Here is a 19,736-nt window from a genome sequence, read left to right on the forward strand (position 1 = left end):
GCGCAACAAGATTGGGACTGCTGAATGGTTGATACGAAAAATCCTGGCGACAAGACTCTGAGCGTCAGCCCGACCAAGACCTTGACGCTCAAGCCACGCGTCGAGCAGGGCACCGTGCGCCAGAGCTTCAGCCACGGCCGTACCAAGCAGGTGGTCGTTGAAAAACGGGGCAAGCGTCGAATCGGCGGCGACTCTCCGGGCCCGGAACCGGCTGGAACCTCGGAGCCGGCCAGCGCCAGGACGCCGGCCGCCAAGGCTCCGCCGGCTCGCGCGGCGACACCCGCCGCTCCACGCGCCGGTTCGGGCGTCGTGTTGCGGAAACTCACCGAGGACGAGCGCAGCGCGCGCGCAAGCGCTTTGGCCGAGGCCAAGGTGCGCGCCGAGGAGGAACGCCGGATCGCGGAAGCCGAAGCCGCCCGCCGCAACAGCAAGGAAGGCATCGAGCAGGCCGAGCGCGAGGCCGCCGAGGCCCGCCGCAAGGCCGAGGAAGAGCGCCACCGCCAGGAAGAAGAGGCCAAGCGCAAGGCCGAGATCGAAGCCAAGCGCCGCTTCGGACAAACCGAGTCCAAGCCCGCGCCGGCCAAGACCACGACGACGACCACGCGCGCGGCGCCTCCGGCGCGGCCGGCCGCGGTTGCAGCCGACGGCAGCGACGAGGACGAGGCTCCGCGCCTGGTGCGCCGTCCCGGCGGTCCCGCACGTCCCGTTATCGCCCCGAAGCCGGCCGCCAAGCCGGCGCCCGCCAAGCAGCGCGGCCGCCTGACGCTGGTGACGGCGCTCAGCGCCGACGACGTGCGCGAGCGGTCGATCGCCTCGTTCCGCCGCCGCACCCAGCGCCTGAAGGGTCATGCCTCGAACGAGCCGAAGGAAAAGCTGGTTCGCGAGGTCGTGGTGCCGGAAGCGATCACCATCCAGGAACTCGCCAACCGCATGGCCGAGCGCGCGGTGGACGTGATCCGGATGCTGATGAAGCAGGGCGCGATGCACAAGATCACCGACGTGATCGACGCCGACACCGCGCAGCTCATCGCTGAAGAACTGGGCCATACCGTCAAGCGCGTCGCCGCAAGCGACGTCGAGGAAGGCCTGTTCGATGTGGTCGACAACTCCACCGATATCGAGCCCCGCTCGCCGGTGGTGACCGTGATGGGTCACGTCGACCACGGCAAGACCTCGTTGCTCGACGCGCTGCGCCATGCCAACGTGGTGTCGGGCGAAGCCGGCGGCATCACCCAGCATATCGGCGCCTATCAGGTCACCTCGCCGGAGAGCGGCAAGAAGATCACCTTCATCGACACGCCGGGCCATGCGGCCTTCACCGCGATGCGCGCCCGCGGCGCCAAGGTGACGGATCTTGTCATTCTGGTCGTCGCCGCCGATGACGGCGTCATGCCGCAGACGATCGAGGCCATCAATCACGCCAAGGCCGCCAAGGTCCCGATGATCATCGCGATCAACAAGATCGACAAGCCCGAGGCGAAGCCGGAGCGCGTGCGCACCGAACTGTTGCAACACGAGGTGCAGGTCGAATCGATGGGCGGCCAGGTGGTCGACGTCGAGGTCTCCGCCAAGAACAAGACCAACCTCGACAAGCTGCTGGAAATGATCTCGCTGCAGGCCGACCTGCTCGACCTCAAGACCAATGCGTCGCGGCCCGCCGAAGGCACCGTGATCGAGGCCAAGCTGGATCGCGGCCGCGGGCCCGTCGCCACCGTGCTGGTCCAGCGCGGCACGCTGCGGGTCGGCGACATCATCGTGGCCGGGGCCGAGATGGGACGCGTCCGGGCCCTGATTTCGGATCAGGGCGAAACCGTCAACGAGGCCGGCCCGTCGGTGCCGGTCGAGGTGCTGGGCTTCAACGGACCGCCGGAGGCCGGCGACCGGCTTGCGGTGGTCGAGAACGAGGCCCGCGCCCGCCAGGTCACCAGCTATCGCGCCCACCAGAAGCGCGAAAACGCCGCGGCGAGCACCTCCGGCATGCGCGGATCGCTCGAGCAGATGATGTCGCAGCTCAAGACGGTGGGCCGCAAGGATTTCCCGCTGATCATCAAGGCCGACGTTCAGGGCTCGCTGGAAGCCATCCTCGGCTCGCTGGAAAAGCTCGGCACCGACGAAGTCGCCGCGCGCATCCTTCATGCGGGCGTCGGCGGCATCAGCGAATCCGACGTCACGCTGGCTGAAGGCTTCAACGCCGCGATCATCGGCTTCAGCGTCCGCGCCAACAAGGAAGCCGCGGCCGCGGCCAAGCGCAACGGCATCGAGATCCGCTACTACAACATCATCTATGACCTCGTGGACGACGTGAAGAAGGCGATGAGCGGATTGCTCGCGCCGACGCTGCGCGAAACCATGCTGGGCAACGCCGAGATCCTGGAGGTGTTCAACATTTCCAAGGTCGGCAAGGTGGCCGGCTGCCGCGTGACCGACGGCAGCGTGGAACGCGGCGCCAACGTCCGCCTGATCCGCGACAACGTCGTGGTGCACGAAGGCAAGCTGTCGACGCTGAAGCGTTTCAAGGACGAAGTGAAGGAAGTCCAGTCGGGGCAGGAGTGCGGCATGGCGTTCGAGAGCTACGGCGACATGCGCGTCGGCGACGTTATCGAGTGCTACCGCGTGGAGACCATCCAGCGCTCGCTGTGAGTCCAAATCTCGCGAGAGCGTCGGATCAACTCGAATGCGACGTCATGCCCGGCTTTGTCCGGGCATGCGCGTCTTGAGAAACTCTACAGGAAGAACAAACACGTCGATGGCCGGGACAAGCCCGGCCATGACGAGTGTTTTTCGAAGGACGTTCATGCCGCGTCGTCACCAGCCAGAGAAACATCCCGGCGGCTCGCACCGCCAGCTGCGCGTCGCGGAAACCGTGCGTCACGCGATCGCGGATATCCTGGCGCAGGGTCAGGTTCATGATCCCGTTCTTGAAGGACACCTCGTCACCGTGCCCGAAGTCCGCATGTCGGCCGACCTCAAGCTCGCGACAATCTACGTGATGCCGCTCGGCGGCCGCGACACCGCTGACGTGATCGATGCGCTGGATCGCAACAGAAAATTCCTGCGCGGCGAAATCGCGCGGCGCGTTAACCTGAAATTTGCACCTGACATCCGCTTCCGCGTCGACGAGCGATTCGACGAAGCGGAACGTATCGAGAAGTTATTGAGAACGCCTGCGGTACAGAGAGATCTCGCACCGGATACCGACGAAAGCTGACCGATCATGACCACGCCTGACGCCGCCATCGACTCCAAAATCAGCGATTCGAACGGCGCCGACAAAAATAAATCCGCGGCCGACGATAACGCCTTCAACGCGCCGGGCCGGAAAAGACACCACAACAACCAGCCGCGCCGCGACAAGCGTGACGTCCATGGCTGGGTTGCGCTCGACAAGCCGGTCGGCATGACCTCGACCCAGGCGGTCGCGGTGGTGAAGCGGCTGTTCTCCGCCAAGCGCGCCGGCCACGCCGGGACGCTCGATCCGCTCGCCTCCGGCGGCCTTCCGATCGCGCTCGGCGAGGCCACCAAGACGGTGCCGTTCGTGATGGACGGCCGCAAGCGTTACCGCTTCACGGTGGCCTGGGGCGAGGAACGCGACACCGACGACACCGAGGGCCGCGCGGTGGCGACCAGCGCCGAGCGCCCCACGGCGGAGGCGATCATGGCGCTGCTGCCGAGCTTCACCGGCAAGATCGAGCAAATCCCGCCGCAATATTCGGCAGTGAAGATCCAGGGTGAGCGCGCCTACGATCTGGCGCGCGACGGCGAGGTCGTGCCGCTGGCGCCCCGCCCGGTCGAGATACACCATTTAAATCTTGCCGATCATCAGGATAGCGGACATTCGGTGTTCGAGGCCGAATGCGGCAAGGGAACCTATGTCCGAGCGCTCGCCCGCGACATGGGGCGGCTGCTGGGCTGCTACGGCCATATCTGCGCGCTGCGCCGGACGCTGGTCGGCCCGTTCGACGAGACGAGCATGATTCCGCTGGAACATCTGCAGGCTTTGTGCGATAGAGCCGCGTCTGGCGAGGGAAACCTCGCCGACGCGCTTTTGCCCGTTGAGACCGCGCTGGACGACATCCCGGCACTGGCCGTCACACGGGCGGATGCGGCAAGGCTCCATCGGGGCCAAGCCGTTTTGTTGCGCGGACGGGATGCGCCCAATATGAGCGGCACGGTTTATGTCACGGTGGCGGGCCGGCTTCTGGCCCTTGCCGAGCTTGGCAATGGCGAACTCATCCCCAAGCGCGTGTTCAACCTCTCCGGACTGACCGCCAGTCCCCATCGCCAAGGATAGTTTACGATGTCGATTGCCGCAGAACGCAAAGCGGAAGTCATCAAGACCAGCGCCAACAAGCCCGGCGATACTGGTTCGCCCGAGGTTCAGGTCGCGATCCTGTCGGAACGCATCGCCAACCTCACCGCGCACTTCAAGATCCACACCAAGGACAATCACTCGCGCCGCGGGTTGTTGAAGCTGGTGTCGACGCGGCGCTCGCTTCTTGACTACGTCAAGAAGAAGGACGAGGCGCGTTACAAGGCGCTGCTCGAAAAGCACGGCATCCGTCGCTGATCGATCGCTCACATGGCCGGGGCTGGCGGATGCGAAACGTCGTATCCACCGCGCCCGGTGAATATCACCGCACCGGCGCGTTTGTGTCCGCCTGTGCGTTAGCCCAGCCGCATTCCGGCGGCTGGCGCAAATGGGCTTCGTGCCCAGCCGCGCGGGACGAAAGGCCGGAGGCCTGCGCCCGCACCCCCGGGAGGGACGAACGCCATTTCCACCTCGAGGCCATTTCCACCTCGAGGCCATGGCAGGATCGCCGGACGCTGCGCGAACCGCCAGCGTCCCGCAATCTTGGCATGGTCTTATGGCATCTGGCGTCCGCCATTCCGGGATCCGATGAAAGAAGGATCCGATGTTCAATCAACACTCCGTTGAAATCGATTGGGGCGGACGTCCCCTCAAGCTTGAAACCGGCAAGATCGCGCGCCAGGCCGACGGCGCCGTCGTCGCCACCTACGGCGAGACCGTCGTGCTCGCCACCGTGGTCGCCGCCAAGTCGCCGCGCGAGGGCGTCGACTTCCTGCCGCTGACCGTCGACTACCAGGAAAAGACCTATGCGGCCGGCCGCATCCCCGGCGGTTACTTCAAACGCGAAGGCCGCCCGACCGAGAAGGAGACGCTGGTCTCCCGCCTGATCGACCGCCCGGTCCGCCCGCTGTTCGCCGATGGCTGGCGCAACGAGACCCAGGTGATTGTGACCGTGCTGTCGCACGACATGGAGAACGACCCGGACATCCTGGCGATGGTCGCCGCCTCGGCGGCGCTGACGCTATCCGGCGCGCCGTTCAAGGGCCCGATCGGCGCCGCCCGCGTCGGCTTCATCAATGATGAATACGTGCTCAACCCGACGCTCGACGAAATCGTCGACACCCAGCTCGATCTGGTCGTCGCCGGCACGGCGGACGCGGTGCTGATGGTCGAGTCCGAGGCCAAGGAGCTTTCGGAAGAGATCATGCTCAAGGCGGTGATGTTCGGCCACCGCCACTTCCAGCCGGTGATCGACGCGATCATCGAACTCGCCGAGAAGGCCGCCAAGGAACCGCGCGAACTCAAGGTCATCGACGATACCGAGATCGAGAAGGAGATGCTCGGCCTGGTCGAGCAGGATCTGCGCGCGGCCTACGCCATTCCCGTCAAGCAGGACCGCTACGCGGCGGTCGGCAAGGTCAAGGAGAAGGCGCTTGCGCACTTCTTCCCGGAAGGCCAGGAGCCGAAATACGACAAGCTGCGCGTCGCCGGCGTGTTCAAGGAACTCGAGGCCAAGATCGTTCGCTGGAACATCCTCGACACCGGCAAGCGCATCGACGGCCGCGACGTCAAGACGGTGCGCAATATCGTCGCCGAGGCCGGCGTGCTGCCGCGCGCCCACGGTTCGGCGCTGTTCACCCGCGGCGAGACCCAGGCGATGGTGGTGACCACGCTCGGCACCGGCGAGGACGAGCAGTATATCGATTCGCTGGCCGGGACGTACAAGGAGACGTTCCTGCTGCACTACAACTTCCCGCCCTATTCGGTCGGCGAGACCGGCCGCCTCGGCGGCGCCAAGCGCCGCGAGATCGGCCACGGCAAGCTGGCGTGGCGCGCGATCCGCCCAGTGCTGCCGCCGCATCACGAGTTTCCCTACACCATCCGCGTCGTCTCGGAGATCACCGAGTCGAACGGCTCGTCCTCGATGGCGTCGGTGTGCGGCGCCTCGCTGTCGCTGATGGACGCCGGCGTCCCCCTGAAGCGGCCGACCGCGGGCATCGCGATGGGACTGATCCTGGAAGGCGAGCGCTACGCCGTGCTGTCCGACATCCTCGGCGACGAGGACCATCTCGGCGACATGGACTTCAAGGTGGCGGGCACGGAAGCGGGCATCACCTCGCTGCAGATGGACATCAAGATCGCCGGCATCACCGAGGAGATCATGAAGGTCGCGCTCGGCCAGGCCAAGGACGGCCGCATCCATATTCTGGGCGAGATGTCCAAGGCGCTCGATCGCGCCCGCGCCGAACTCGGCGAACACGCGCCGCGGATCGAGACCTTCAAGATCCCGACCGACAAGATCCGGGAAGTGATCGGCACCGGCGGCAAGGTGATCCGCGAGATCGTCGAGAAAACCGGCGCCAAGGTCAACATCGAGGACGACGGCACCGTCAAGGTCGCCTCCAGCGACGGCGAATCGATCAAGGCCGCGATCAAATGGATCAAGTCGATCGCCTCCGATCCCGAGGTCGGCGAGATCTACGAAGGAACGGTGGTCAAGGTGATGGAGTTCGGCGCCTTCGTGAATTTCTTCGGCGCGAAGGACGGCCTCGTTCACATCAGCCAGCTCGCCGCCGGCCGCGTGCAGAAGACCTCCGACGTCGTCAAGGAAGGCGCCAAGGTCAAGGTCAAGCTGCTCGGCTTCGACGACCGCGGCAAGACCCGGCTGTCGATGAAGGTGGTCGACCAGGAAACCGGCGAGGACCTCGAAGCCAAGCAGAAGGCCGAAGGCGACGCGCCGCGGGAAGCCGCAGGCGAGTAGGCATGTAGCGTTTTCGAGCGAAGCATGTCCCCGGGCTTGACCCGGGGATGGAATCCGGTTCGCGTGAAGAAAACGCATCACTCAATGTCATGGAGCCTCGCTTCTGATTCCATCAGAAGCGGAAAGGCTCAAGTGACGACGCTTCACCGGGGCACGGCGAACTCCCTCCCCCGCGAGCGGGAGACTCAAGGGCCGTTCGCCGCAACACACCCCTTCACGACCTCGCCCAGCGCCGCGAAATCGGCCCTGCGCGGCGAGGTCCTGCGAAACGCCAGCCCGATGCAGCGGCCGGGCTGCGGATCCTGAAGCCGCAGAATCTTGACGCGCTCATCGCGCGCCTCGACATCGGCCGCGATCTGCGGGATCAGCGTCAGGCCGTAGCCGCCGGCCACCATCTGCATCACCGTGGCGAGGCTGGATGCGCCGAACGTCATGCCGGTCGCGCCGGATGATGGCCCCCGCGGGATCGTGGCGCAGAACGCGAGAGCCTGATCGCGCAGGCAATGGCCGTCCTCAAGCAGGATCAGCCGCGACTGATCGATGTCGCGCGCCGCCACGCGGCGTCCGCAGGGCCGGGGATCGCTCGCCGGCACCGCGAGCAGAAACAGGTCGTTGAACAGTTCAAGCGTATCGATATCGGGTTCGCCGAGCGGCAGCGCCAGCATGGCGGCGTCAAGCGCACCGCCCTTGACCTCCTCGACCAGCAGCCGGGTCTGCGTCTCGCGCAATTCCAGTTCGAGATCAGGAAATTGCGACTGAAGCGCCGGCAGGATGCGCGGCAGCAGGTACGGCGCGAGCGAGGGAATAATGCCGAGGGTCAGGCGTCCTGTCAGAGGGCGGCCGCGGTGACGGGCGAAATCGACGAGATCGCGCACTGAGGCCAGCACGTCCTCGGCACGGCGGGAAATCTCGCGGCCGATCTCGGTCAGCATCACCTCGCCCGGCCGTCGCTCCACCAGCGTCACGCCAAGAAACTGTTCCAGTTCCCGGATCTGCATCGACAGCGCCGGCTGGGTGATGGCGCACGCCTCGGCTGCGCGCCCGAAATGACCGTGTCGGGCGAGCGCGGCGAGGTAGCGGAGCTGTCGGAGGGTGACCATTCTCGATCAGATATACTTATCATGATACAAAGACAAATCGAATGGACCTTATCACTGATCTCCTTCACACTTGCCGCATCCTCATGTTGCCGGAGGACCGCTGCTGGCTGACCCGAACTCTATCCACGACCGACGCCGGCGCGCCCGGACAAAAGGCGAGCATAGCTCCACGTCGATCACTCCCTCGGTGAACCGCGGCTTCTGAATGGCGATGGCGGCCGACCGGCAACGCGACAGCATGGCATCGGAGACAATCATGGACGCAAAGACAAATGACGGAAAAGCGGGTCAATGCCCGTTCACGAGCGGTCGCGGACACAAGAATCGCGACTGGTGGCCGGAGCAGCTCGATGTTCAGGTCCTTCATCAGAAATCAAACCTGTCCAACCCGATGGGCCGGGACTTCGACTACGCCAGCGCGTTCGCAAGCCTCGACCTGAACGCCGTCATCGCCGATCTGAAGGCGCTGATGACGGATTCGCAGGACTGGTGGCCGGCCGATTTCGGCCACTACGGCGGACTGATGGTCCGCATGGCATGGCATAGCGCGGGCACCTATCGCATCACCGACGGCCGCGGCGGCGCCGGTGGCGGCCAGCAGCGTTTCGCGCCGCTGAACTCCTGGCCGGACAACGTGCTGCTCGACCGGGCGCGCCGCCTGTTGTGGCCGATCAAGCAGAAGTACGGCCGCAAGATTTCCTGGGCCGACCTTTATGTCCTCGCGGGCAATGCCGCGCTGGAATCGATGGGTTTCAAGCCCTTGGGCTTCGCCGGCGGCCGTGTCGACGAATGGGAGCCGCAGGAATTGTTCTGGGGTCCGGAAGGCGCCTGGCTCGGCGACGAGCGCTACAGCGGCGAACGTGAGCTGGCGGAGCCGCTCGCCGCGGTGCAGATGGGCCTGATCTACGTCAATCCGGAAGGGCCGAACGGCCAACCGGACCCGCTCGCTGCCGCCAAGGATATCCGCGAGACATTTCTCCGCATGGCGATGAATGACGAAGAAACCGTCGCGCTGATCGCGGGCGGCCACACCTTCGGCAAGACCCACGGCGCCGGCGACGCGTCGCTGGTCGGACCGGTGCCGGACTCCGCCCCGATCGAGGATCAGGGACTCGGCTGGAAGGGCCGGTTCGGCACGGGCAAGGGGGCTGACGCAATCGGCAGCGGCCTGGAAGTGACCTGGACCCAGACGCCGACCAAGTGGGACAACAACTTCTTCGACACGCTGTTCGGGTTCGAATGGGAGCTGACCAAGAGCCCTGCCGGCGCGCACCAGTGGAGGGCGAAGGACGCTCCGGCCATCACCCCGGACCCCTTCGACGAGTCGAAGAAGCACGTGCCGACCATGCTGACGACGGATCTGTCGCTGCGCTTCGATCCTATCTACGGCGAAATCTCGAAGCGCTTCCATGAGAATCCCGACCAGTTTGCGGACGCCTTCGCCCGCGCCTGGTTCAAGCTGACCCATCGCGACATGGGACCCCGCGACCGCTATCTCGGCCCGCTGGTGCCAAAGGAAGTGATGATCTGGCAGGATCCGATCCCGGCCGTGGACCATGAGTTGGTCGACGACAACGACATCGCCGACCTGAAGGCGAAAATCCTCGCCTCCGGCTGCACCGTGGCGCAGCTGGTCTCGACCGCCTGGGCCTCGGCCTCCACCTTCCGCGGCTCCGACAAGCGCGGCGGCGCCAATGGGGCGCGCATCCGGCTTGCCCCGCAGAAGGATTGGGAGGTCAACCAGCCGATCCAGCTGAAAGCGGTGCTGGCGAAGCTCGAAGAGATCCAGGCCGAATTCAATGACGCGCAGACAGGCGGCAAAAAGGTCTCGCTCGCCGACCTGATCGTGCTCGGCGGATCGGCCGCGGTCGAGAAGGCGGCCAGAGACGCCGGGATCGACTTGAAGGTGCCATTCACGCCCGGCCGCATGGATGCGTCGCTGGACCAGACCGACGTGGAATCCTTCGCGCCGCTTGAGCCGCGCGCGGATGGCTTCCGCAACTACATCAGCGACAGGCACCAGTTCATGGCGCCCGAGGAGGCGCTGGTGGATCGCGCGCAACTGCTGAACCTGACCGGACCGGAGATGACGGTTCTCGTCGGCGGCCTGCGCGTGCTGGGCGCCAATGCCGCAGACTCTAGGCATGGCGTCTTCACCACCCGCCCGGGCAAGCTGACGAACGACTTCTTTGTCAACCTGCTCACCATGGATACCGAGTGGCAACCGGTCGCCGGTCAGGACGGCGTTTACGAAAGCCGCGACCGCAAGACCGGCACGCTGAAGTGGACGGGCACGCGCGTCGACCTGATCTTCGGCTCGCACTCCCAGCTCCGCGCATTCGCGGAAGTCTATGCGTGCGCAGACTCCGGCGAGAAGTTCGCGAACGACTTCGCCGCCGCATGGGCCAAGGTCATGAACGCCGATCGCTTCGATCTCAAGGCCTGATCGCGACAACACACCTCAACGCCATAGCCCCTGCGATTTCCCGCAGGGGCTTTTCCATGAGAGCATGATATTTGAGAGCGGGATGCGGGCGGAAAACCGCCGCACACTTTTCCTCATCCCGCTCCCGTGTCGCGATATGGCCATCCCCTCCTGTTTATGCGGGATCGCCTGAAGAAAGGACCGCTGTTCGATGATGAAACTCTACTGGTCGCCGCGCTCGCGCTCGTTCACCGCGCTCTGGCTGATGGAGGAAACCGGACAACCCTATGAGCGGGTTCTGATCGACATCTCCACCGGCGCGCAGAAGACGCCGGAGTTTCTCGCCGTCAACCCGATGGGGAAGGTGCCCGCGCTGACCGACGGCGCTATCGCGATCGCCGAAGCGGCGGCGATCTGCGCCTACGTCGCCGAGCGTTTCCCGGATGCGAAGCTGGCCCCGCCGCTCGGGGATGCGCGCCGGGCAAAATATCTGCAATGGCTGTTCTTCGGACCGAGTTGCATTGAACCGGCGCTGCTCCAGATCTTCGCCAAGCTCCAGGTGCCATCGAGCACGGCCGCGTGGGGGGACGCCACGCAGGTGTTCGACGTTCTCGACAAGGCCGTGGAAAAGGGGCCGTGGATTCTCGGCGACGACTTCTCCGCCGCCGACATCGTGATCGGCTCCGGGCTGAACTTTGCGATCCGCCAGTTCAAGATGGTGCCGCCGCGGCCAGCTTTCGATCGCTACATCGACCGCTGCGTGGCGCGGCCGGCGTTTCAACGCGCGGAGAAAATCGCGGCGGGCTGATCCACCTCTCCCCTTGTGAGAGCAGATGCGACCGCCGCACCGCTTCGCGCCGGAGCCCTACTTCGCCGTGTCGTTCGGCGCGCCGTTGCTCATGCCTTCGCTCCGCAGCGCGTCAGGCTGCGGCATAGCGATGATGTTGTAGCCGGAATCGACGAAATGAATCTCGCCGGTGACCCCGCCGGACAGATCCGACAACAAATAAAGCCCGGCGCCGCCGAGTTCGTCGAGACTTACGCCGCGCCCCCGCGGCGAATGTTTCTGCTGGAACGCGAACATGAAGCGCGCGTCGCCGATGCCGGCGCCGGCCAGCGTGCGGATCGGGCCGGCCGAAATGGCATTGACGCGAATGTTTTGCGCGCCGAAATCGACCGCCAGATAGCGCACCGATGCTTCCAGCCCCGCCTTGGCCACGCCCATCACGTTGTAGTTCGGCATCGCGCGGTCGCCACCGTTATAGGTCAGCGTGAGCATGCTGCCGCCATCTGGCATCAGTTCGGCGGCGCGTTTGGCCGCCTCCGTGAAGGCGAAGCAGGAGATCAGCATGGTGCGCGCGAAATTCTCGCGCGTCGTGTCGGCGTAGCGGCCGTTCAGCTCGGCCTTGTCGGAGAACGCGATGGCGTGAACCAGAAAATCCATCTTGCCCCAGGCCTTGCCGATATCGGCGAACACCTTGTCGACAGAAGCGATGTCCTCGACGTCGCACGGCAGCACCATTGTGCTGCCGACCGATTCGGCGAGCGGCCGCACCCGCTTGGCCAGCGCCTCGCCCTGATAGGTGAAGGCCATTTCCGCGCCGTGGGCGGCCAGCGTCTTGGCGATGCCCCAGGCGATCGAGTGGTCGTTGGCGACGCCCATGATCAGGCCGCGCTTGCCTTGCATCAGGTGTGTCATGTGGAAACTCCGTCATGCCCGGCCCCGTGCCGGGCATCCACGCCTTGGCGGCGTGGACAGGTTGGAAGGTTGGGATGGCCGGGTGATCCGCGCAAGACGCGCTTCGCGCCAAGCCCGGTCCTGAAAAATCTGTACTGCGACCGCCGCCGGTCTTGCGAGCAGCCGCTACAAATCAGGCATCCAGTCGTTTGAAAACCAGCGTGGCATTGGTTCCGCCGAAGCCGAACGAATTCGACATCACCGTGCCAATCCTGGCGTCGTCGATACGCTTACGCACGATCGGCATATCCGCGAACACCGGATCGAGTTCGGTGATGTTGGCGCTTTCGCAAATGAAGCCGTTGTTCATCATCAGAAGCGAGTAGATCGCCTCCTGTACGCCGGTCGCGCCGAGCGAATGCCCCGTCAGCGATTTGGTGGCGGAGATCGGCGGACACTTGTCGCCGGCGCCGAACACCTTGCGGATCGCCTCGATCTCCGGCGGATCGCCGGCCGGCGTCGAGGTCGCGTGCGGGTTGATGTAGTCGACTTTGGTTTTCACCGTCGACAGCGCCATCCTCATGCAGCGCTCGGCGCCCTCGCCCGACGGCGCGACCATGTCGTAGCCGTCCGACGTCGCGCCATAGCCGGCGACTTCGCCGTAGATGCGCGCCCCGCGAGCCTTGGCGTGTTCGAGTTCCTCCAGCACCACGACGCCGGCGCCGCCGGCGATCACGAAGCCGTCGCGACTGACGTCATAGGCACGCGAGGCTGTCGCCGGCGTATCGTTGTATTTCGAGGACATCGCGCCCATGGCGTCGAACAGCACCGAGAGCGACCAGTCGAGTTCCTCACAGCCGCCGGCGAAAATGATGTCCTGCTTGCCGATCTGAATGGTCTCATAGGCATTGCCGATGCAGTGGTTGGAGGTCGCGCAGGCGGACGAGATCGAATAGTTGACGCCCTTGATCTTGAACCAGGTGGCGAGCGTCGCCGATGCGGTGGACGACATCGCCTTCGGCACCGCGAACGGGCCGACGCGCTTGGGCCCCTTACTGCGGGTGATGTCGGCCGCTTCCACGATCGTGCGCGCGGACGGACCGCCCGAGCCCATGATGATCCCGGTGCGTTCATTGGAGACCTCGTTCGGCTCAAGACCCGAATCGCGAATCGCCTGCTCCATGGCAACGTGATTCCACGCCGCGCCCTCGGCCAGGAAGCGCATCGCGCGGCGATCGACCACGTCGGCCGGGTTCAGCGTCGGCGCACCCTGCACTTGGGAACGGAAGCCAAGCTCGGCATACTTCTCCGCGCGCGTGATGCCGGACTTGGCCTCGAAGAGACTGGACAGCACTTCCTGCGTGCTGTTTCCGATCGATGAGACGATACCCATCCCCGTGACGACCACCCGCCTCATGATCTCCTCGCCCCAAAGTCATGTTGTCTCATGAAGCGTCCTCGTCAAAAATCGCAAGCTGAACCACGCGGCGGCCCCGGCTGTCAGGCCCCCGGCCCTGCATCCTGCTTGAACAGACCGACCTTCAGGTCTTTCGCGCGGTAAATAATATCATCGTCGGCGGAAAGCCACCCGTCCGCGATCCCGAGCACCAGCTTCGAGCGCATCACCCGCTTGATGTCGACATTATATACGACCTTGCGAACGGGCGGCAGCACCTGGCCGGTGAACTTCAGCTCGCCTAAGCCGAGCGCCCGGCCCCGGCCTTCGCCCCCGGTCCAACCGAGGAAAAATCCGACCATCTGCCATAGCGCATCGAGGCCGAGGCAGCCGGGCATCACCGGATCGCCCTTGAAATGGCAGCCGAAAAACCAGAGATCGGGTTTGACGTCGAGTTCGGCGCGGATCAATCCTTTTCCAAACTCCCCGCCATCCTCGTTTATATCGGTGATACGATCGAACATCAGCATCGGCGGCAACGGCAACTGGGCGTTTCCCGGTCCGAACAGTTCCCCCCGGCCGCACGCCAGCAAACCCTCATAATCATAGCTGCTGCGCCGGTCCTGCATGCTGCGTGGCCTCTCTGTTGGGCAATTTATGATTGGAGAGGCGCACGAGACGTGTATGCACCTCGGTCGGACACCGATCCCGAGATCCGCGCCATCCGTGGGCTCTCTAACACAGGGTCCGAAGGGGGCAAAGAGCACCTGTGGCCGCGAATCGCCGAATGCAAGCCGTCCGGAGGGAACGAGCCTATCCCGTGCCGATTCACACCGGCCGACAGCCCAACCGACCGAGAGGCGCTTACAGGATCGCGCGCAGGATGTATGTTGGTCGGTGCAGTTTCGCCGCTGCCACCCTTCGACATCGGCCACTAATAGTGAGATCGGACCAGTTTTGAGCCATTCTAGTTGCGAAAAACTTGCATCTGAACGCCTTTGTTCCTATAGTTTGAGATAGTTGGTCCCTATAGGGACTGTTGACGGCTGGATAAGAGCTTTTCGAATGCCTGGCGTGAGTACAAGCGAGAACATCGTGGTTGTGACCGAAGAGGATCGTGATATCGCGGCGATCGGTCACGGACGGCAGCCGACTTTGACGGGCTGCCCCTGGCACGACGTCAACGAAATGCTGCAATCGGTCGGGCTGCGGCCGACGCGGCAGCGCATGGCGCTGGGCTGGCTGCTGTTCGGCAAGGGCGCGCGCCACCTCACGGCGGAAATGCTTTACGAAGAAGCGACCCTCGCCAAGGTTCCCGTCTCGCTGGCCACCGTCTACAATACGCTCAATCAACTGACCGACGCCGGATTGTTGCGCCAGGTCAGCGTTGACGGCACCAAGACCTATTTCGATACCAACGTCACCGCCCACCACCACTTCTACCTCGAAAACAATCACGAGCTGGTCGACATTCCCGATCCGCATCTGGTGTTGCAGAAGATGCCGAACGTGCCGGAAGGTTACGAGATCAGCCGCATCGACATGGTCGTGCGCCTGCGCAAGAAGCGCTGAACCGCCGCACGGCCTCGATCGCGTTCGCATTGCCCGGCCCTGCGCCGGGCATTTGTTTTTTGTGAGAGGTGTGTTTGTGCGAGAGGCGCCTGGGGCGTTTTCGAGCCAGGCATGTCTTCGTGGTGGGTCGAGGAGAGTGATTCGCGCGAAGAAGCGTGTCGAAGCAAGATCATGGAGCCGCGCATCGAACTCTGTCGGGAGCGGAACGGCTCCCCCCCCCCCCCGCAATTCCGGCGAACACGACCTGCCGACAATCAGTTGATTTTCTCGTCGGCGTAGACGCCCCAGAGCCGCTGTTGCTCGATCCACCCATCGAAACCGTCGCCCGTGACATGGCACCATCCAGCGGCGCAACGCTTGACCTGGGTTACGACGCCGGCCTGCAAGCGGGCGGCCACATTGCCTTGAACATCGGCGCGATCATACAGCGGCGTGAAGTCGTCTTTCGCCTTCATCGTGACGACCGCGGTACGGCGGCCTGACAGCAGCGAGTGATAGACCCAACCCTCGGCGCCCTCGGAATCCCGGATGCGGCGCCAGTTCTCGAATTCCGCGGTGATTTCGACGGGAAGGCCGGCCTTGGTATAGACCCAGGCGACGTCGTTATCCTTGGTCGGGCCCGCGCGGACGTTCACATGATCGGACTTCAGGCTCACATAGCGCGGAACCGGCAGACCGCTGGTGGACAGCGCGGAATCCTTGGCGTCGGCTGTCGTTTCGATCGCGACCGCACCCAGCGTCGCGGCTGCGAACACCATGGAAAGAACGCGCCATCTCACCGTCATCACCTGCCCCCCGAGAAGCTCACCATGCCGCCGGACCCGGCCGCCCGCCCTCCGGACCCCGTCTTGCCTTGGCACGACCTTCTGCTAGAGAGGACCAAACCCAGGATGACCGGGCACGCCCGGGAAAGTGCACGTAAGATGCGAGGAACCCGGGATACCAGGGCGACGCCGATATCAGCCAGCGGCTGCAGTTTCGATCGTGTGGGTTAACAGGGCCTGAATGCGATCGCATTTTCGCCACGGGCCGTTTCCCGGATTCGAACGCACCCTGGCGTAGCGGCGTCACTTCGTTTCTCATCAAGGGGTTGACGCAGCGGTCTGCGAACTTCGAAACCGGAAACTAGAGAGCACCCAATGTCGATCAAGAAGAAGCCTCTGGTTGTCGTCACGCGCAAGCTGCCCGACTCGGTCGAGACCCGAATGCGCGAACTGTTCGATGCGCGACTCAACCTCGACGACCGGCCGATGACGCCCGACGAGCTGATCGACGCCGTCCGTACCGCCGACATCCTGGTTACGACGGTGACCGACCATATCAACGCGGCGGTGTTGAAACAGCCCGACTGCAAGCTGAAGCTGATCGCGCAGTTCGGCAACGGCGTCGACAACATCGATGTCGTCGCCGCGCACGAGCACGGCGTCACCGTTACCAATACGCCGAACGTTCTCACCGAAGACACCGCCGACATGACCATGGCGCTGATCCTCGCGGTGCCGCGCCGTTTCATCGAAGGCGCGGCGCTGCTGACCGCGGGCGGTGACTGGCCGGGCTGGTCGCCGACCTGGATGCTCGGCCGGCGTCTTGGCGGCAAGCGGCTCGGCATCATCGGCATGGGCCGCATCGGTCAGGCCGTGGCGCGCCGGGCCCACGCCTTCGGGCTGCAGATCCACTACCATAACCGCAAGCCCGTGGCGCCGAAGATCGCCGACGAGCTCGGCGCCACCTATTGGGATTCGCTCGACCAGATGCTGGCGCGGATGGACATCATCTCGGTGAACTGTCCGCACACCCCGGCCACCTTCCATCTGCTGTCGGCGCGCCGGCTCAAGCTGATCCGCAAGGACGCCTATATCGTCAACACCGCGCGCGGCACGGTGATCGACGAGGACACGCTGACCAAGCTGATCGAGGCCGGCGAGATCGCTGGCGCGGCGCTTGACGTGTTCGAGCACGAACCAGCGGTCAACCCCAGGCTGGTCCGCCTCGCCAAGGCCGGCAAGGTGGTGCTGCTGCCGCATATGGGGTCCGCCACCATCGAGGGCCGCGTCGAGATGGGCGAGAAGGTCATCATCAACATCCGCACCTTCCTCGACAACCACAAGCCGCCGGACCGCGTGCTGCCGAGCATGTTGTAAGCGATGCGTTCGGCATGACGCGATGGAGCCTGCGTGCTCCTTCCTTTTTTCCCTCTCCCCTTGCGGGAGAGGGAAGAAGAAACCGCCTCAGCAATAGCCGCTTAAATCGGTGATGGTCGGATGATCGCCGTTAAGCGGATTTGACGGATCGCGCCTGTAATTCAGCGTCTCGAACCGCATCGCGCGCGCATCCACCATCAACAGACGCCCGACCAGCCCCTCCCCGAATCCGACGATCTCGCGGATCACCTCCAACGCCGTCATCGATCCGAGCACGCCGGCCAGCGCGCCGAGAATGCCCGCCTGCTGGCAGCTCGGCACCGTGCCCTCGGGCGGCGGTTCGGGGAACAGGCAGCGGTAGGTCGGATTGAACACGCCATCGGCGTTCTTCTCGTGCGCGCGGATCGTCGTCAGCGATCCGTCGAACACCCCGAGCGCGGCGGTCACCAGCGGCTTCTTCGCCAGAAAGCACGCATCCGCCACCAGATAGCGGGTAGCGAAATTATCCGAGCCCTCGGCGACGATGTCGTAGTCCGCCAAAAGCGCCATCGCGTTCGACGCATCCAGCCGCATATGGTGCGCGCGGAACGCGACATGCGGGTTGAGCGCGCGGATTTTGTCCGCGGCGCTCTCGACCTTGGGGCTGCCGATATCCGGCGTCGCATGAATGATCTGGCGTTGCAGGTTCGACAGCGTCACGACGTCGTCATCGATGACGCCGAGCGTCCCCACGCCCGCGGCCGCCAGATACATCAGCGCCGGCGCGCCGAGACCGCCCGCTCCGATCATCAGCACGCGCGCATTGCGCAACGCGTTCTGGCCCGGACCGCCGACCTCGCGCATCACGATGTGCCGGGAATAGCGTTCAAGTTCGTCGGCGCTCAGCATGGTCCTGCCGTTCTCTCCGTCAATCAGGCGCCGCACGCAGACCACAACCCCGATGGCCGCTGTTGCCGGCCCAGCAGATGTGTTTCAATAGCGCCGTTTCAACGGAGACGAAAGCTGCCATGCGAGCGACGATCGCCGCGGTGTTGATGATCGTGGCCACCACGATGTACGCTCAGGCGCAACCCGGCAACCCCGTCGGACGGACAAAAGGTAAACCGGAAGCCGCCGTCTCCCCGCCGGCGCAAACTCCGGCCGATACCGTGAGGGCGATGGCGTCCGCGGCGCGGCAAGCGTTGCAATCCGACCTGGCATGGACCGGTCACTATAACGGCCTCATCAACGGCGAGGTCAGCGACCGGATGATTGCCGCGATCAAGGCATTCCAGAAGGAGCGGGCCGGCAAGCAGACCGGCGTGCTCAACCCGCAGGAACGCGGCGTTCTCGCCGCTGCCGCGCGGAAGGCGCGGGCGAATGTCGGATGGAAAATCGCGGCAGACGCTGCGACCGGCGTCCGGCTGGGCCTGCCCATGAGGCTGACGCCTCAGCAATCGAGCGCAGGCGACGGCACGACTTGGAGTTCCTCAACCGGCACCATCCAGATCAGCGTGACGCGCCGCAAGGAGTCCGGCCTCACAACCGCCAGGCTTGCCGATCACGCACGCAAACAATCGCCCGGCCGCAAGGTCACCTACAGCGCCGTCAAGCCGGACGTCTTCGTGCTGTCGGGCACACAGGGCCTGAAGAAATTCTACATGCGCGGCCAGCTTCGCGACAGCGAAGCCCGCATCCTGACCATTCTCTACGATCAGGCGACCGAAGGCGTCATGGAGCCGGTGGTGATCGCGATGTCGAGCGCGTTCGATCCGTTTCCGGCGAACGGTCCGCCGCCGCGCAAGCTCGTGGAATATGCAAGCGGGGTGATCGTCAGCGACGGCGGCGCGATCCTGACCGGTCACGAGGCCACCGACGGATGCCGGTCGATCGTCGTCACGGGCCACGGCTACGCCGACAGGATCGCCGGCGACAAGGACCACGGCCTCGCGCTGCTGCGAGTCTATGGCGCGCACGGGTTGCAGCCGATCCCGCTCGGCCGCGCTGCGGCCAAAGGCGGCGTCGATCTTGTCGGCATCACCGATCCGCAAAACCAGGGCGGCGGCTCCGCCATCAGTCGCGTCAAGGCGTCGGTGTCGGGAGGCGACGGCGGTGAATTGATGCTGACGCCCGCGCCCGCGTCAGGCTTTTCCGGCGCGGCGGCGCTCGATGCAAACGGAAAGCTCGCAGGGCTGGCGCTGGTGAAGCCCGCGGACATCGCCGGGCTTTCGGGCGCGACGCCTCCCGCGCAGGCCGTGCTCGCTCCAGCGCAAGCCCTGCGCGCTTTTCTGAAAGCCAACGACTTGGACCCGTTCGACGGATCGTTCGATGCGGAGGCCGCCGTGGTTCGCGTCATCTGCGTGCGGAGATAAACC

16 protein-coding genes are annotated in these 19,736 nt (G+C 64.9%); 10 read left to right on the forward strand and 6 right to left on the reverse strand.

The window, feature by feature from the left end:
• Positions 1–24 precede the first annotated feature (24 nt).
• The 5 genes from infB to pnp all read left to right on the forward strand — a co-directional run bounded on the left by infB (position 25) and on the right by pnp (position 7,070).
• Positions 25–2,640 (forward strand): translation initiation factor IF-2, encoded by a 2,616-nt coding sequence (gene infB, locus NWI_RS00135; RefSeq protein WP_011313363.1) that lies wholly within the window; start codon positions 25–27, stop codon positions 2,638–2,640.
• Between the two features lie 154 nt (positions 2,641–2,794).
• On the forward strand, positions 2,795–3,208 hold the full coding sequence (rbfA, locus tag NWI_RS00140) for a 30S ribosome-binding factor RbfA (protein ID WP_041344619.1): 414 nt from the start codon (positions 2,795–2,797) through the stop codon (positions 3,206–3,208).
• 6 nt (positions 3,209–3,214) lie between these two features.
• Positions 3,215–4,291, forward strand: coding sequence for a tRNA pseudouridine(55) synthase TruB (gene truB / locus NWI_RS00145; protein ID WP_011313365.1), 1,077 nt, complete (start codon positions 3,215–3,217; stop codon positions 4,289–4,291).
• 6 nt (positions 4,292–4,297) lie between these two features.
• The gene (gene rpsO / locus NWI_RS00150) at positions 4,298–4,567 is read left to right on the forward strand and encodes a 30S ribosomal protein S15 (RefSeq protein ID WP_011313366.1); all 270 of its coding nucleotides are present in this window, start codon (positions 4,298–4,300) and stop codon (positions 4,565–4,567) included.
• Between the two features lie 346 nt (positions 4,568–4,913).
• Complete coding sequence (gene pnp / locus NWI_RS00155) at positions 4,914–7,070, forward strand: polyribonucleotide nucleotidyltransferase (protein WP_011313367.1); 2,157 nt, start codon at positions 4,914–4,916, stop codon at positions 7,068–7,070.
• A gap of 185 nt (positions 7,071–7,255) precedes the next feature.
• On the opposite strand, the gene NWI_RS00160 is transcribed toward pnp, so the two are convergent.
• Complete coding sequence (locus tag NWI_RS00160; RefSeq protein WP_011313368.1) at positions 7,256–8,170, reverse strand: LysR substrate-binding domain-containing protein; 915 nt, start codon at positions 8,168–8,170, stop codon at positions 7,256–7,258.
• Between the two features lie 256 nt (positions 8,171–8,426).
• On the opposite strand from NWI_RS00160, the gene katG reads away from it, so the two are divergent.
• Entirely contained in the window at positions 8,427–10,616 is a 2,190-nt protein-coding gene (katG, locus tag NWI_RS00165; protein ID WP_011313369.1) for a catalase/peroxidase HPI, read from the forward strand.
• Positions 10,617–10,806: 190 nt separating this feature from the next.
• Positions 10,807–11,403 carry a glutathione S-transferase family protein gene (locus tag NWI_RS00170; protein WP_011313370.1) on the forward strand — a complete coding sequence of 199 codons (597 nt, stop codon included), beginning with the start codon at positions 10,807–10,809 and terminating at the stop codon, positions 11,401–11,403.
• A 57-nt stretch (positions 11,404–11,460) separates the two neighbouring features.
• On the opposite strand, the gene fabI is transcribed toward NWI_RS00170, so the two are convergent.
• The 3 genes from fabI to fabA all read right to left on the reverse strand — a co-directional run bounded on the left by fabI (position 11,461) and on the right by fabA (position 14,298).
• Positions 11,461–12,294, reverse strand: coding sequence for an enoyl-ACP reductase FabI (gene fabI, locus NWI_RS00175; protein ID WP_011313371.1), 834 nt, complete (start codon positions 12,292–12,294; stop codon positions 11,461–11,463).
• A gap of 172 nt (positions 12,295–12,466) precedes the next feature.
• Positions 12,467–13,690, reverse strand: coding sequence for a beta-ketoacyl-ACP synthase I (gene fabB / locus NWI_RS00180; RefSeq protein ID WP_011313372.1), 1,224 nt, complete (start codon positions 13,688–13,690; stop codon positions 12,467–12,469).
• Positions 13,691–13,773: 83 nt separating this feature from the next.
• The gene (fabA, locus tag NWI_RS00185; RefSeq protein ID WP_011313373.1) at positions 13,774–14,298 is read right to left on the reverse strand and encodes a 3-hydroxyacyl-[acyl-carrier-protein] dehydratase FabA; all 525 of its coding nucleotides are present in this window, start codon (positions 14,296–14,298) and stop codon (positions 13,774–13,776) included.
• Positions 14,299–14,734: 436 nt separating this feature from the next.
• On the opposite strand from fabA, the gene irrA reads away from it, so the two are divergent.
• A complete protein-coding gene (gene irrA / locus NWI_RS00190) occupies positions 14,735–15,241 on the forward strand; it encodes an iron response transcriptional regulator IrrA (protein WP_011313374.1) in 507 nt (168 codons plus the stop codon).
• A 254-nt stretch (positions 15,242–15,495) separates the two neighbouring features.
• On the opposite strand, the gene NWI_RS00195 is transcribed toward irrA, so the two are convergent.
• Positions 15,496–15,999: an SH3 domain-containing protein gene (locus NWI_RS00195; RefSeq protein WP_430691792.1), complete on the reverse strand. Its 504-nt coding sequence runs from the start codon at positions 15,997–15,999 to the stop codon at positions 15,496–15,498.
• Between the two features lie 381 nt (positions 16,000–16,380).
• Between NWI_RS00195 and NWI_RS00200 the strand changes: the two genes are divergently transcribed.
• Positions 16,381–17,382, forward strand: coding sequence for a 2-hydroxyacid dehydrogenase (locus NWI_RS00200; protein WP_011313376.1), 1,002 nt, complete (start codon positions 16,381–16,383; stop codon positions 17,380–17,382).
• 87 nt (positions 17,383–17,469) lie between these two features.
• Here NWI_RS00200 and NWI_RS00205 read toward each other — a convergent pair whose 3' ends face one another.
• Positions 17,470–18,270, reverse strand: coding sequence for a HesA/MoeB/ThiF family protein (locus NWI_RS00205; protein ID WP_041344620.1), 801 nt, complete (start codon positions 18,268–18,270; stop codon positions 17,470–17,472).
• A gap of 119 nt (positions 18,271–18,389) precedes the next feature.
• Between NWI_RS00205 and NWI_RS00210 the strand changes: the two genes are divergently transcribed.
• Positions 18,390–19,733 (forward strand): serine protease, encoded by a 1,344-nt coding sequence (locus NWI_RS00210; protein WP_011313378.1) that lies wholly within the window; start codon positions 18,390–18,392, stop codon positions 19,731–19,733.
• The last annotated feature ends 3 nt before the right edge of the window (positions 19,734–19,736 follow it).

It is taken from the genome of Nitrobacter winogradskyi Nb-255 (assembly GCF_000012725.1).
GTDB lineage: Bacteria > Pseudomonadota > Alphaproteobacteria > Rhizobiales > Xanthobacteraceae > Nitrobacter > Nitrobacter winogradskyi.